At 73.8% G+C, this 13,955-nt stretch carries 5 protein-coding genes and 1 tRNA gene; all 6 read right to left on the bottom strand.

Going from position 1 to position 13,955, the window contains the following annotated elements:
* Positions 1-35: 35 nt before the first annotated feature.
* Positions 36-3,251, bottom strand: coding sequence for a BTAD domain-containing putative transcriptional regulator (locus ABZZ79_RS23635; RefSeq protein WP_356691685.1), 3,216 nt, complete (start codon positions 3,249-3,251; stop codon positions 36-38).
* A 721-nt stretch (positions 3,252-3,972) separates the two neighbouring features.
* Positions 3,973-4,049 (bottom strand) — tRNA-Thr (locus tag ABZZ79_RS23630).
* A gap of 107 nt (positions 4,050-4,156) precedes the next feature.
* Complete coding sequence (locus ABZZ79_RS23625; protein ID WP_356691683.1) at positions 4,157-5,734, bottom strand: alpha/beta hydrolase; 1,578 nt, start codon at positions 5,732-5,734, stop codon at positions 4,157-4,159.
* A 187-nt stretch (positions 5,735-5,921) separates the two neighbouring features.
* Positions 5,922-7,127, bottom strand: coding sequence for a DNA polymerase III subunit delta' (locus ABZZ79_RS23620; protein ID WP_356691681.1), 1,206 nt, complete (start codon positions 7,125-7,127; stop codon positions 5,922-5,924).
* A gap of 236 nt (positions 7,128-7,363) precedes the next feature.
* On the bottom strand, positions 7,364-10,684 hold the full coding sequence (gene tmk, locus ABZZ79_RS23615; protein WP_356691679.1) for a dTMP kinase: 3,321 nt from the start codon (positions 10,682-10,684) through the stop codon (positions 7,364-7,366).
* Between the two features lie 141 nt (positions 10,685-10,825).
* Entirely contained in the window at positions 10,826-13,675 is a 2,850-nt protein-coding gene (topA, locus tag ABZZ79_RS23610) for a type I DNA topoisomerase (protein WP_356691677.1), read from the bottom strand.
* Positions 13,676-13,955 lie beyond the last annotated feature (280 nt).

The following is a 13,955-nucleotide window of genomic DNA, read 5'->3' as shown; positions in this document are numbered from 1 at the left end:
GCCAAGCAGGAAGGGCATCCCCGAAGCGGCAGCGGTCAGCCCTCCGCGCCCAGCATTTCCCGCAGTTCCGCCACGATCACCTTCTCGTCGGTGCCGTCCAGCGCGGCCAGCGCGGCCCGCCACTCTCTGTGGGCCTCCTCCGTACGGCCGTGCTCGCGCAGCAGGAGCCCTTGCTGGTGGCGGGCGAGGGCGCGGGTGTAGCCGTCGGCGCGGGCGTCGGCCCGGCCGATCAGCTCGGCGCACTCACGGCCGGCCCGGCCCGTACGCCCGAGCAGGCGCAGGGCACGCACCAGGCCCAGCCGGGTCTGGGACTCGCCGTGCCAGTCGCCGTGGCCGCCCAGGATGCGCAGGCTCTCCTCGAAGTGCGGTACGGCCGCGTCCGGTTCGCCGAGGGTGAGATGGGCGTAGCCGATGTTGCAGTGCGCGGAGTGCTGCACGATCACCGCGCCGATCTCGACCCCGATCGCGAGCGAACGGCGGTGCTGCTCGATGGCGGCGCGCGGGTCGGTGTGCTCGTAGAGGTTGCCGAGGTGGCTGTAGGTCACGGCCTCGCCCTGCGGGTCGTTCAACTTCCGTGAGCACGCGAGGCTCTGGCGCAGCGCGTCGCCCGACTCGGCGTGCCGGCCCAGCCCTTCGAGCAGCAGTCCGCGGTTGTTGAGGCAGCGGCGGATGCGGGTGACCGCGTCGAGCCGCCGCCAGATCTCCAACGCCCGGTCGTTGAGGGCGAGCGCCTCCGTCTGGCGGCCGGTGAGGAAGTGCAGTCCGGCGAGGTCGCCCAGCGCGTACGCCTCGGCCGCTGCGTCCCCGAGCCGCCGCGCCACCGTGAGCGCGACCCGCCCGAGCACCTCCATCTCGGCGACCCGGCCGCTGCGGTGCAGGCAGGGGAAGAGCAGGCGCAGCAGCGTGGAGAGGCGGGCGTCCGTGGCCCGCCCGGCCTCGGCGTACCGCTCCGCCAGGGCCACGATGTTCGCCAGTTCCCCGTCGGCCCAGGCGAAGGCCTCCTCCGGGCTGCCGAACGGCGGTACGGCGGTGACGTCGGCGGCGTGCTCCGGCGGCTGCGCGGCGGTCGGCCGGCGGCGGTCGTCCAGGTCGAGACCGGGTTCGAGGATGGTGGTGAGGATGCGTTCGGCGACGGCCGCGTACCAGCGCAGGGCTGCTGCGGCGGTCTCGTCGTCCGGCCGGACGGCGGTGTCGCGGTCCGGCCCACGGCCGGCTGCCTCGCCGTCGGGCCCGGCGTGGGCGAGTTCGCGGGCGAAGTCGCGGACGAGGTCGTGCGGGGCGTAGCGCCCGTACGCCGTCTCCTCCAGCAGCGCCACGTCGACCAGCCGGTCGAGCGCGGCCTCGGCGCGTCGCTCGTCGGTGCCGAGGAGCCGGGCGAGCAGCGGAACACCGTACGCGGGCAGGTCGAGCGCGCCGATCCGGCCGAGGGCGGCGGCCGCGTCCCGGTCGGCCTCGCGGTCGGAGGCGGCGAGCGCCTCGTGCGCGACGGCCAGGGAGCGGCGCACGCTCAGGTCGTCGTACTCCAGATGGTGCAGACGTCCTTCCGTGGCGGCCAGTTGACCGGCGAGCACCTCCGGGGTGAGCGCCCTGCGGGCGGCCAGCCGGGCGGCGACGACGCGCAGGGCGAGCGGGAGCCGGCCCGTGAGGCCGACCAGCGGATGGCCGGGGTCGAGTCCGTCGCGGCCGGAGACCGCCCGCAGCAGGGCGGCGCTGTCCACGTCGCTGAGCGGCGTGAGCGGGAAGCGGACCGCCCCGTCCAGCGCGGTCAGCGGTGAGCGGCTGGTGACGATCACCGCGCAGCCGGGACCGGCCGGCAGCAGCGGCCGTACCTGCGCGGCGTTAGCGGCGTCGTCCAGCACCATCAGGGTGCGGGCGGGGGCGAGCAGGGAGCGCAGCAACGCCGCTGCGGCGTCGGGGTGTTCGGGGATGCGGCGGGGTTCGGTGCCGAGGTCGCGCAGCAGCGCGGCGAGGGCCTGGCCGGGGGTGAGCGGGGTCATGCCCGGGGTGGCGCCGTGCAGGTTCACGTACAGCTGCCCGTCCGGGAAGCGGTCCCGCAGCCCGTGTGCCACGTGCAGGGCGAGCGCGCTCTTGCCGACCCCGGCCATCCCGCTGACGACGGCCACGGCCGAGGGGCGGGCCAGGGTGCCGAGGAGATCGTCGCGGATACGGATACGGCCGGTGAAGTGGGCCGGGGGCGGGGGGAGTTGGGCGGGCCGGGGGGCGGCGGGGCGGCTCGGGGCGGGGCGGTGGGACGGGGAAGCGGCCTGGGTGCGGGCGGTTTCCCCGCAGGAGTCGGCGTCCTGGGCGACGGGGCCGGGTTCGGTGTCCTGGGCGGGGTCGGTGCCTTGGTCGGCGGCGGCGGCCGGCGGGGTGCTTCGTGCCGAGGTGCCGATGGCGGCGTCGGACGACTCCCCGCCCCCTCCCCGCAGCACCTCCAGATGCGCCTCACGCATCGCGGGGCCCGGTTCGATGCCGAGGTCCTCGACGAGGCGGGCGCGCAGGTCGCGGTGGACGGCGAGGGCCTCGGCCTGGCGGCCGGTGGCGTTCAGGGCGAGCATCAGCTGGCGGTGGTAGGTCTCGCGCAGCGGATGCTCGGCGGCGAGGGCCGCGAGTTCGGGTACGAGGGTGTCGGGCCGGCCGCCGGGGACGGCCAGCTCGGCGTCGTAGCGCCATTCGAGCAGCAGCAGGCGCGCCTCGGCCAGACGCTGCACGAAGGCGTATCCGCCGAGCTCGGCGGACAGTCCGCCGAGCGGCGCACCGCGCCACAGCGCGAGGGCCGCGGCGCACTCGCGCACGGTCCGCTCCCAGTCCCCGGTGGCGTGCGCTGCGCGGGCCGCGGCGACGTGCGCGTCGAAGACGTCGACGTCCAGCTCCCCCCGCTCGACACGCAGCAGATAGCCGGGCGGCACGGCGCGCAGCCGCTCGGGGTCGTCGAGGAGACGGCGCAGCCGGGTGACGTGGTTGTGCAGCGAGGCGTGCGCGGACGCGGGTGGCGCGCTGCCCCACAGCGCGTCCTTGAGGGAGTCGACCGGCACCACGCGGCCGGGCTCCAGCAGCAGCGCGGCCAGCAGCGACCGGACCTTGCCGCTGCGCACGCTGCGTACGGTGCCGCGGGCCGGCCCGCCGGACGCACGTTCGCCGCCGCCGTCGTACAGCACCGGCGGTCCCAGCAGCCCGAACCGCAGCGCCCGCCGTGGGAGTCGCCGCTCCCCCGGGCTCCCGGCTCCGCTCGCGCAGGGAGGTGCCCCCATCGCCGCCCCACTGCCTTTCCGCGCGCCCCGAGCGGTCGCGCTCCCCGCGGGAACGGCCGTCGCTGGCCTATTTCCCACTGCTCCACGGCGATTTCCCGCCATCTGTCCCCCGGCCGAACCGGACGGCAGCCCTGAGCAGTCGACGAAATCCGGCGGAGAGGCGACGGAATCCGTCGTGATCCACTACCGTTACGGCGGTTTCCCAGGATGCCCGGGCGTGGTTCCACCATCTTTGCGTCGCGGCCCGGCCGCCCGCCCGCCACCGTCCGCCGGCTTCGCGCCAGCCGACCGGCAGCGACGCCGGGAACCGTTGGCCACATGTTAGCGATCCGTTGGTGCGACCTGATGTGATCACTTCATCGGATCTGGCCCGACGGTGCGCGCGTAGAACGCGAGCTCGGGGGAGTGTCGCCGCCGCGGCCGGATCCGGGGGGCCACGGGGGTCCCGGTCGGCAGAGGTGAGCGACCGGGATCCTCGTCCATCCCACAGCCTCCCGCCGCCGACTCTCCTTACGGCGCACGAACTTCAGCCCCGACTTTCACGTCGACCTTCACGTCGACCTTCACGTCGACCTTCACGTCGGTTCTTCGGGCCGCCCTTTCGGGCCGGCGGCGTAGGCGGCCATCCAGCCGTTCCGCTCGTCCATGGCCGCTTCCCTCGCCCCAGGCACTTGAGGCACGAGAAAACCCCAGGTCGGAATCGCTCGGCCTGGGGTTTCGATGGAGCCGCTTTCGGGATTCGAACCCGAGACCTACGCATTACGAGTGCGTTGCTCTGGCCATCTGAGCTAAAGCGGCGCGCTGCCAGCACTATGGTGCGATCGGCAACGTCGGTAAGTCTACACAGTTTCCGGGGGTGCTTCGCACCGGCCCCGGAGGAGGGGTCCCCGGGACCGGTCGCAGGGCTATGAGCAGCGCTTTCCGTCGGTCGGCGGGGTCCCGCGCAGGAGGAAGGCGTTGATCGTCGAGTCGATGCACTCACTGCCGCGGCCGTACGCCGTATGGCCGTCACCCACATAGGTGAGCAGCCGGCCGGAGGAGAGCTGACCGGACAGTGCCCGCGCCCAGCGGTAGGGGGTCGCCGGGTCGCGGGTGGTGCCGACCACGACGATCGGGGCCGCGCCCTTCGCCTCGATGCGGTGCGGCTCACCGGTCGGCGCGACCGGCCAGTACGCGCAGTTCAGCGAGGCCCACGCGAGACTCTTGCCGAAGACCGGGGACGCCTTCTCGAACGCGGGCAGCGACTCGCGCACCCGGTCGGGGTCGTCGAAGTCGGGCGGCAGGTCGAGGCAGTTCACGGCGGCGTTCGCGAACATCAGGTTCGAGTACTCGCCGCCCGCCTCGCGCTCGTAGTAGGCGTCGGAGAGCATCAGCAGGCCCGCTCCGTCGTTGTGCCGCATCGCCGAGGTCAGCGCCTCGCGCACCTGCGTCCAGGACGCCTCGTCGTACATCCCTGCCAGCACACCCATGGTGGCCAGCGACTCGCCGAGCCTGCGGCCGTCGATGTCGCCGGTCGGGATCGGCCGTGCGTCGAGCTTCTCGAAGAACGCCGTGAGCGTGCGCCCGGCCTGCTCGGGCGTCGTGGCCGGACCGCCGAGCGGACAGTCCGGCTGGCGCACACAGTCCTTCGCGAACGCCCGGAACGCCGTCTCGAAGCCCGCCGTCTGATCCAGGTTCAGCCTGCGCGCGGGCAGCGAGGGATCCAGCGCGCCGTCCAGCACCAGCCGCCCGGCCCGCTCCGGGAACAGCCCGGCGTACGTGGCCCCGAGGAACGTCCCGTACGACGCCCCCACGTACGTCAGCTTCTCGTCGCCCAGCGCCTCCCGCAGGATGTCCATGTCCCGGGCCGCCTCGACGGTGGAGACATGCCGCAGCAGCTTCGGCGCGTCCGCCCCGCAGCCCTCGGCGAACTTCTTGTACTCGCCGACCAGCTCGTCCACCTCCCCGGCGTCGTCGGGCGTGGTGTCCGTCTGCGTGTACGCGTCCATGTCCGGCCCGTCCAGGCACTCGACGGGCTCGCTGCGGGCGACGCCGCGCGGGTCGATCGCGACCATGTCGTACTGGGCGCGCACCTCCTCCGGATAGCCGATCCCCGCGTACGCCTGGAGGTAGCCGATCGCCGAGCCGCCCGGCCCGCCCGGGTTCACCAGCAGCGAGCCGAGCCGCTCGCCCGGCCCGGTGGCCTTCTTGCGGGCGACCGCGAGCCGCACGTCGCCTCGGCCGGGGTCGGCGTAGTCCAGCGGCGCCTTCAGCGTGGCGCACTCGAAGCCGGGCACACCGCAGCTGCGCCAGCTCAGCCGCTGCGCGTAGTACGGGGCCAGCGCGGACGGCGTCGCCCGGGGCAGCGCCGCCAGCCCCGCGTGCGCCGCCGAGGAGGACGAACCCGACGCGCTGCCCGAGGAACAGGCGGAGACGAGCAGCGCGGCGGCGGCGAAGAGGGCGGCGGCGGTACGGGGTCTGCGAAGGATGCGCCTTGTGTCCATTCCGCGAGCGTAACTGTGCGCGACGGCTCGAATGCCCTGCGTGTGCGTTGTGCCACGGACGGGGTACGGCGTCAATCTGCGGGGACCGCCCCGAAGCCGTGCTCGCCGGGCCGAGCCGGGCCGAGCCGGGCCGAGCCGGGCCGAGAACCCGGGCGGGATCGGCTCGACCGGGGAGCACCGGCCGCGGTCAGCCCGATCTGAGAGCCATCGTCATCGCCTCCACCGCCAGCAGCGGAGCCACATTGCGGTCGAGCGCGTCACGGCACGCGCCGATCGCCTCGATGCGGCGCAGGGTCGACTCCGGGGTGCCGGAGCGGGCCAGGCGCTCCAGGACGTCTTCGGCGTCGGTGTTGGCCAGGGCGACCCGCGAGCCGAGCTGGAGGGCCAGGACGTCGCGGTAGAAGCCGGTGAGGTCGGTCAGGGCCAGGTCGAGGCTGTCGCGCTGGGTGCGGGTCCTGCGGCGCTTCTGCTTGTCCTCAAGGTCCTTGATCACACCGGCCGTGCCGCGCGGCATCCGCCCGCCCTGGGACGCGCCCAGCGCCGCCTTCAGCTCCTCGGTCTCCTTGGTGTCGAGCTCCTCGGCGAGCTGCTTGGCGTCCTCCGCGGCGGCGTCCACCAGTTCCTGAGCGGCCCTGAGCGCCCCGCCGATGTCCTCCACCCGCAGCGGCAGTTTGAGCACGGCCGTCCGGCGCTCCCGCGCGGCCGGGTCCGTGGCCAGGCGGCGGGCGCGGTCGACATGACCCTGGGTGGCACGGGCCGCGGCGGCGGCGACCGCGGGCTCGATGCCGTCGCGCCGCATGAGCATGTCGGCCACGGCGTCCACCGAGGGCGTGCGCAGGTTCAGGTGGCGGCAGCGGGAGCGGATGGTGGGCAGCACGTCCTCCAGGGAGGGCGCGCACAGCAGCCAGACCGTGCGCGGGGCGGGTTCCTCCACGGCCTTCAGGACTGCGTTCGCCGACTTCTCGTTCAGCCGCTCGGCGTCCTCGACCAGGATGACCTGCCAGCGGCCGGTCGCCGGTGACGTGAACGACTTGCGGACGGTGTCGCGCATGTCGTCGGCGAGGATCTGCGTGCCGACGGCGGCGACCGTGGTGACGTCGGCGTGCGTGCCGATCAGGGCGGTGTGGCAGCCGTCGCAGAACCCGCAGCCGGGCACTCCGCCGAGGGCGCGGTCGGGGCTCACGCACTGCAGGGCGGCGGCGAACGCCCGCGCCGTCTGTGTGCGGCCCGCTCCCGGCGGTCCGGTGAACAGCCACGCGTGCGTCATCTTCGACGCCTCCGGCGGCGCGGTGCCGGTGACGGCCGCGGTGACCAGGGCGTCGGCGTCCCGGGCAGCGGCGGCGAGCTGCTCGCTCACCTTCTCCTGCCCGACCAGGTCGTCCCACACGGTCATGGGTCAGCCCGCCCTTTCGTCACGCTTCGTGTTGCCGCATCCATTGTGCGGGCACCCACTGACAACGCGGTCCGCACGGACTCCGTCCCGCCGCCGCGGCCTCGGATCCGTGGGGCCGCGAGCCGCCCCCGCGGCCGGGCGGAGGTGGTTCGGCGCGTGCCGCCGGCCCGTCCCCCGAAGCCCCGCAGAGCCCCCAAGGCCGAGAAGCCGGCCGCCCGTCCCGCACTCCTCACCCCTCAGCCTCGACGCCCCCGGCCCCGGCCGGGCTCGTCGTCCCGGTCCTCGTCGGCGCGCGGGCCGAGCAGCTCGTCCGCCAGGCTGGGCAGATCGTCCAGCGGCGTCTCCTCCGCCCAGTCGGAGCGCGGACGGCGACGCGGCGCGCCCTCGGCGTCGACCTGCGGCAGCTCACGCGTGCGGTCCTGGACACCGTCCGCCCCGGCCTCCGGCCGCTCGTCACGGAAGAAGCCCGGCGGCACACGGTCCGCCGGATCCCCGCCCGGCACCTGCGGCAGCACCGCCGTCTCGTCCGCGGCACCCGGCACCACGGGCGGCAGCACCGCCGTCTCGTCCGCCGCGCCCGAGGGCATCTGCGGCAGCACGGCAGTCTCCTCGGCCGCCGACTGCGGTACGGGCGGCTGCGGCTCGGGCGGCTGCGGCAGCTCCGCGGTCACTTCCGCCTCGGAGGCGTCGGATGCCCTGGGCCGACCCGGCACCCGCCCGTCGCCCCGCGTCTCCCGACCGGCGGCGGCCGACCGGCCAGCCTCGCCGTCGCCGTCCCGCACCGGCCGCAGCACGGCCGTCTCCTCGGCCGCGCGTGACGGCCGGGCCGACGCGTCCCCCGCGCCGCGCGAGGTCGCGCGGGCCTCCTCCGGGGTGACCACGGGCGTCTGCACGGTCGCCGCCTCCGGCGCGCCCACGGGCGGCGCGGGCGGCTTGGGGCCGGCCGCCGCGGCGGCCGCGGCCTGCTCGGCGGCGCGGCGTGCCTGCTCGGCCCGCAGCAGGGCCTCCTCGGCCTTGCGCTGCTTCTCCAGCCGCCGCTCCTCGGCCTCGGCGCGCAGCCGGGCCTCCTCCTCGGCCCGACGGCGGCGCTCCTCCTCCTCGGCCTTGCGGCGGGCCTCCGCCTCGGCACGGGCCTTCTCCTCGGCGAGCAGGCGCTGACGTTCCTCCTCGGCGCGCTTGGCGGCTTCCTCGGCGCGCCGGCGGGCCTCCTCGGCCTGGCGCTCCGCCTCGCGGCGCTGGGCCTCCTCCAGCTCGCGCCGCTTGCGCTCCTCCTCCTCGGCGCGCAGCTTGGCGAGCTGCTCCTGGCGCTCGCGCTCCAGGCGCTCCTCCTCGGCCTTGCGGGCGGCCTCCTCCTCGGCCTTGCGGCGGGCCGCCTCCTCGGCCTTGCGGCGCGCCTCCTCGCGAGCCTCGATCTCGGCCTCGGACAGCGGCAGCACGGTGTCCAGGCGGTGCCGGATCACGGTGGTGACGGCTTCGGGCTCCTGGCCGGCGTCGACCACCAGGTAGCGGCCGGGGTCGGCGGCGGCCAGCGTCAGGAATCCCGAGCGCACGCGCGTGTGGAACTCCAGCGGCTCCGACTCCAGGCGGTCGGGCGCCTCGGTGAACCGCTCGCGGGCGGCCTCCGGCGACACGTCCAGCAGCACGGTGAGGTGCGGGACGAGCCCGTGGGTCGCCCAGCGGTTGATCCGGGCGATCTCGACCGGGGAGAGATCCCGGCCCGCGCCCTGGTAGGCCACCGAGGAGTCGATGTACCGGTCGGTGATCACCACCGCGCCGCGCTCCAGGGCGGGCCGTACGACGGTGTCGACGTGCTCGGCGCGGTCCGCGGCGTACAGCAGCGCCTCCGCGCGGTGCGACAGGCCGGCCGAGGACACGTCGAGGAGGATCGAGCGCAGCCGCTTGCCGACGGGTGTGGCCCCCGGCTCGCGGGTGAGGACGACCTCGTGGCCCTTGGCCCGGATCCACTCGGCGAGCGCCTCGGCCTGGGTGGACTTCCCGGCGCCGTCGCCGCCCTCCAGGGCGATGAAGAAGCCGGTGCCCGCGGGCACCTGTACGGGGTCGTCGCCGCCGAGCAGCGCGTCGCGCAGGTCGTTGCGCAGCGGCACGCCGGAGCGGTCGTCGAGCTTGGCCAGCACGAGCGCGGCCACGGGGAGCAGCAGCGCGCCGACGAGCATCAGGGTGAAGGCGGCACCGCCGTGGGCGAAGACGAACCTGCCGTTCTCCAGGCGGTGCGGGCCGATCAGCCCCGCGATCACGGGGGCGATCAGCACGCCGAGCGCCACGAGGACGCGGACCACCGCGTGCAGGTGGTCGGTGGTGCGGGCGCGGCGGAAGTCCTCGACCTCCTGGTCGAGCAGGGCGTGCCCGATGTTCGCGGCTCCGCCCGCGCCGACGCCCGCCAGGGCGAGGATCAGCAGCACGGTGGTGACGTCCGGGACGAGGCCCGCGGCCAGCAGCGCCAGGCCGGTGAACGCGGTGGCCAGCGCCAGCAGACGGCGCCGCGACAGCGACACCAGCGCCTTGGGCGCCGTACGGATGCCCACGACGACACCGCCGGTCAGTGCCAGCACGAACAGTCCGTAGAGCACCGGGCCGCCGCCCAGGTCCTTGGCCTGCAGTACGGCGACTGAGACGGCGGCCGCCACCGCGCCCGCCACGGCGGCGCAGGTGAGGACCAGCAGCGAGATCGCGCCGGTGCGGCCCTTGTCGGCGCCGGTACCGGTGCGCGGGCGGCGCAGCCCCTCCAGCGGCGACCGCGCGCGCGGGGTGCGCGTGTCGGGCAGTTCCAGGAAGGTCACCACGGACAGGGACGCGGCGAACAGGCCGGCCGCGACGTAGGAGCCGAGCGCCGCCTGGTGCTGGGCGAACCACTCGATGCCCGAGCCCAGCAGGTTGTTCAGCAGGGCCGCGGCGACGAGCGCGGCGGCGGCGATCGGGATCGCCACGAAGCTCGTGCGCAGTGCCAGCCGGCGCAGGGCGTCCATGTGGTCGGGCAGCGGCCGTACGGTCGCGCCCTCCAGCGGCGGGGCGGGCAGCAGCGCGGGGGCCGCGCTCTCCCGGCTCACCGTCCAGAAGCGCTCGGCGACGCCGGACACGAAGACGGTGACCAGCAGGGCGGCCAGGGCGTTGTCGGGCGTCCAGTCGATCCACAGTGGCGCGACGATCAGCAGGGCCACCCGCACACCGTCGGCGCCGACCATGGTCCAGCGGCGGTCGAGCGGGCCCTCCTGGGCGGTGAGGGAGGTCAGCGGCCCGAGCAGGACCGCGCCGAACAGCAGCGTCGCGAGGACGCGCGCTCCGAAGACGGTCGCCACTGCGAACGCCACGCCCCGGTAGCCGCCCCCGAAGGAGCCCTCGGTGATCGCCGCCTGGAGTGCGAGGAGCACCAGCACCAGCAGGGCGAGGGTGTCGCCGACACCCCCCACCAGCTGAGCGCTCCACAGCCGCTTCAGCTGCGGGGTGCGCAACAGAGAGCGGACCGCGCGCTCGCGGGAGTCCGCGACGAGTGCGTCGTCGGGGGCGGGGTGGTGGGCCGTTGGCTGCTCGGCTCGCGTCATGCGTATCAGCCTATCGGGACCGGCCGACACTCAGCGGCGCCGCCCGAACACACGAACGTCCCGGCACCTCGGCGGCACCGGGACGTTCGCTCAGCGAACACTCAGGGCTCGTTGAGCGCCCTGTCCGCAAGCCCGACGGGATCAGTCCTCGGTGGGCGCCGAGGATGCCGCGGTCTTCTTGGCGGCCGTCTTCTTGGCCGTCGTCGTCTTCTTCGCGGCCGCGGTCTTCTTCGCCGTTGTCGTCTTCTTGGCGGCGGTCTTCTTGGCCGTCGTCGTCTTCTTCGCCGGAGCCTTCTTCGCCGTCTTCTTGGCGGGCGCCTTCGCGCGCTTCTCGGCGAGCAGCTCGAAGCCGCGCTCCGGGGTGATCGTCTCGACGCTGTCGCCGGAGCGCAGGGTCGCGTTGGTCTCCCCGTCGGTGACGTACGGGCCGAAGCGGCCGTCCTTGACCACGACCGGCTTGCCGCTGACCGGGTCCTCGCCCAGTTCCTTCAGCGGCGGCTTGGCGGCCGCGCGACCGCGCTGCTTGGGCTGGGCGTAGATCGCCAGCGCCTCTTCCAGCGTGATCGTGAACAGCTGGTCCTCGGACTGCAGGGACCGCGAGTCCGTGCCCTTCTTCAGGTACGGACCGTAGCGGCCGTTCTGGGCGGTGATCTCCTGCCCCTCGGCGTCCGCGCCGACCACGCGCGGCAGCGACATCAGCTTGAGCGCGTCGTCCAGGGTCACCGTGTCCAGGGCCATGGTCTTGAACAGCGAGGCCGTGCGCGGCTTGACGGCGTTCTTGCCGGTCTTGGGGGTGCCCTCGGGGAGCACCTCGGTGACGTACGGGCCGTAACGGCCGTCCTTGGCGACGATCGTGTGGCCGCTGACCGGGTCGGTGCCCAGCTCGTAGTCGCCGCTCGGCTTGGCCAGGAGTTCCTCGGCCAGCTCGACGGTCAGCTCGTCGGGCGCCAGATCCTCGGGGATGTCGGCCCGCTGGTGGCCCTCCGCGTCCTTCTCGCCGCGCTCGATGTACGGGCCGTAGCGCCCGACCCGCAGCACGATGTCGTTGCCGACCGGGAACGACGACACCTCGCGCGCGTCGATCGCGCCCAGGTCGGTCACCAGCTCCTTGAGGCCGCCGAGGTGGTCCCCGTCGCCGTTGCCGGCGTCGGCCGCGCCGCCCTCGCTCCCCGCGGCGAAGCCGCTGTCGGGCACGGTTTCACCGAAGTAGAAGCGCTTCAGCCACGGCACGGACTGGGCCTCGCCGCGCGCGATGCGGTCGAGGTCGTCCTCCATCCTGGCGGTGAAGTCGTAGTCGACGAGCCGGCCGAAGTGCTTCTCCAGGAGGTTGACCACGGCGAAGGACAGGAAGGACGGCACCAGGGCCGTGCCCTTCTTGAAGACATAGCCGCGGTCGAGGATCGTGCCGATGATCGACGCGTACGTCGACGGGCGGCCGATCTCGCGCTCTTCGAGCTCCTTGACCAGGCTGGCCTCGGTGTAGCGGGCCGGCGGCTTGGTGGCGTGGCCGTCGACGGTGATCTCCTCGGCCGTGAGGGCGTCGCCCTCGGCGACCTGCGGCAGCCTGCGCTCGCGGTCGTCCAGCTCGGCGTTCGGGTCGTCGGCGCCCTCGACGTAGGCCTTCAGGAAGCCGTGGAAGGTGATCGTCTTGCCGGACGCGCTGAACTCGACGTCCCGGCCGTCGGCGGCGGCGCCGCCGATCTTCACGGTCACGCTGTTGCCGGTCGCGTCCTTCATCTGGGAGGCGACGGTCCGCTTCCAGATCAGCTCGTAGAGCTTGAACTGGTCGCCGGTCAGACCGGTCTCGGCGGGCGTGCGGAAACGATCACCCGAGGGGCGGATCGCCTCGTGCGCCTCCTGCGCGTTCTTGACCTTCCCGGCGTACGTGCGCGGCTGGGCCGGCAGGTAGTCGGCGCCGTACAGCTGCGTGACCTGCGCACGGGCGGCCGAGACCGCGGTGTCCGACAGCGTCGTGGAGTCCGTACGCATGTAGGTGATGAAGCCGTTCTCGTACAGCTTCTGGGCGACCTGCATGGTGGCCTTCGCGCCGAAGCCGAGCTTGCGCGAGGCCTCCTGCTGGAGGGTCGTCGTACGGAACGGGGCGTACGGCGAGCGGCGGTACGGCTTGGACTCGACGGACCGCACGGAGAAGCGGGTGTTCTCCAGGGCGGCGGCCAGCGCGCGGGCGTTCGCCTCGTCGAGGTGGAGGGTGTTCGCGCTCTTGAGCTGTCCCAGGGAGTCGAAGTCACGGCCCTGCGCGACCCGCCTGCCGTCGACGGTCTGCAGGCGCGCGACCAGCGCCGACGGGTCCGAGACGTCCCCCGCGCGGCCGGTCGCGAAGGTGCCCGTCAGGTCCCAGTACTCGGCAGAACGAAACGCGATGCGCTCGCGTTCCCGCTCCACGACGAGCCGGGTGGCGACCGACTGGACGCGGCCCGCCGACAGCTTCGGCATGACCTTCTTCCACAGCACCGGCGAGACCTCGTAGCCGTACAGGCGGTCGAGGATGCGGCGGGTCTCCTGGGCGTCGACGAGCTTCTGGTTGAGCTGGCGCGGGTTGGCCACGGCGGCCTGGATCGCGGACTTGGTGATCTCGTGGAAGACCATCCGCTTGACCGGGACCTTGGGCTTGAGCACCTCTTGGAGGTGCCAGGCGATGGCCTCGCCCTCGCGGTCCTCATCGGTGGCGAGGTAGAGCTCGTCGGACTCCTTCAGCAGGTCCTTGAGCTTCTTGACCTGGGCCCGCTTGTCGGCGTTGACCACATAGATCGGCTCGAAGTCGTGTTCGACGTCCACACCGAGGCGGCGGACCTCGCCGGTGTACTTCTCCGGCACCTCCGCGGCGCCGTTCGGAAGATCACGGATGTGCCCGACGCTCGCCTCGACGGTGTAGCCGGGGCCGAGGTAGCTCTTGATCGTCTTCGCCTTGGCAGGCGACTCGACGATCACGAGTCGGCGGCCGCCATTCGCGGTCTCGCTGGTCGGGGACAACTTCGCTCTTCTCTCCGGTCGACGCTGGGGCCTCCCCAGGGCCTTGCTTCCCGGGGTCGGGTGGTGACGCTGCGGAGTGTGACGGTACATCCCGCCCCCGTGTCAAACGGGAAAAGCCCGCAACGGCCACTCGAACGGTAACCCGACTACCGCCCTTCCTGCCGCCCGGAGTGTCCAGCGGTTCGTTCCGATCTATCCGGAGTGTGCTCTCCCTATTACGTCGGAGCACGCGCTTCCAGGCCGCCCGCCCGGCATTTCCGGGCCGTCTGCGGGAGGCCTT

The sequence above is a fragment of the Streptomyces sp. NPDC006458 genome (genome assembly GCF_040612135.1).
Taxonomy (GTDB): domain Bacteria; phylum Actinomycetota; class Actinomycetes; order Streptomycetales; family Streptomycetaceae; genus Streptomyces.
This window is presented reverse-complemented; position numbering and strand designations above follow the sequence as displayed.

What these genes read in the sequence shown, in the direction of transcription:
- ABZZ79_RS23635 (WP_356691685.1), bottom strand. Translation starts at nt 3,251, where the DNA reads ATGGGGGCACCTCCCTGCGCGAGCGGAGCCGGGAGCCCGGGGGAGCGG.
- tmk (WP_356691679.1), bottom strand. Translation starts at nt 10,684, where the DNA reads ATGACGCGAGCCGAGCAGCCAACGGCCCACCACCCCGCCCCCGACGAC.
- ABZZ79_RS23620 (WP_356691681.1), bottom strand. Translation starts at nt 7,127, where the DNA reads ATGACCGTGTGGGACGACCTGGTCGGGCAGGAGAAGGTGAGCGAGCAG.
- ABZZ79_RS23625 (WP_356691683.1), bottom strand. Translation starts at nt 5,734, where the DNA reads ATGGACACAAGGCGCATCCTTCGCAGACCCCGTACCGCCGCCGCCCTC.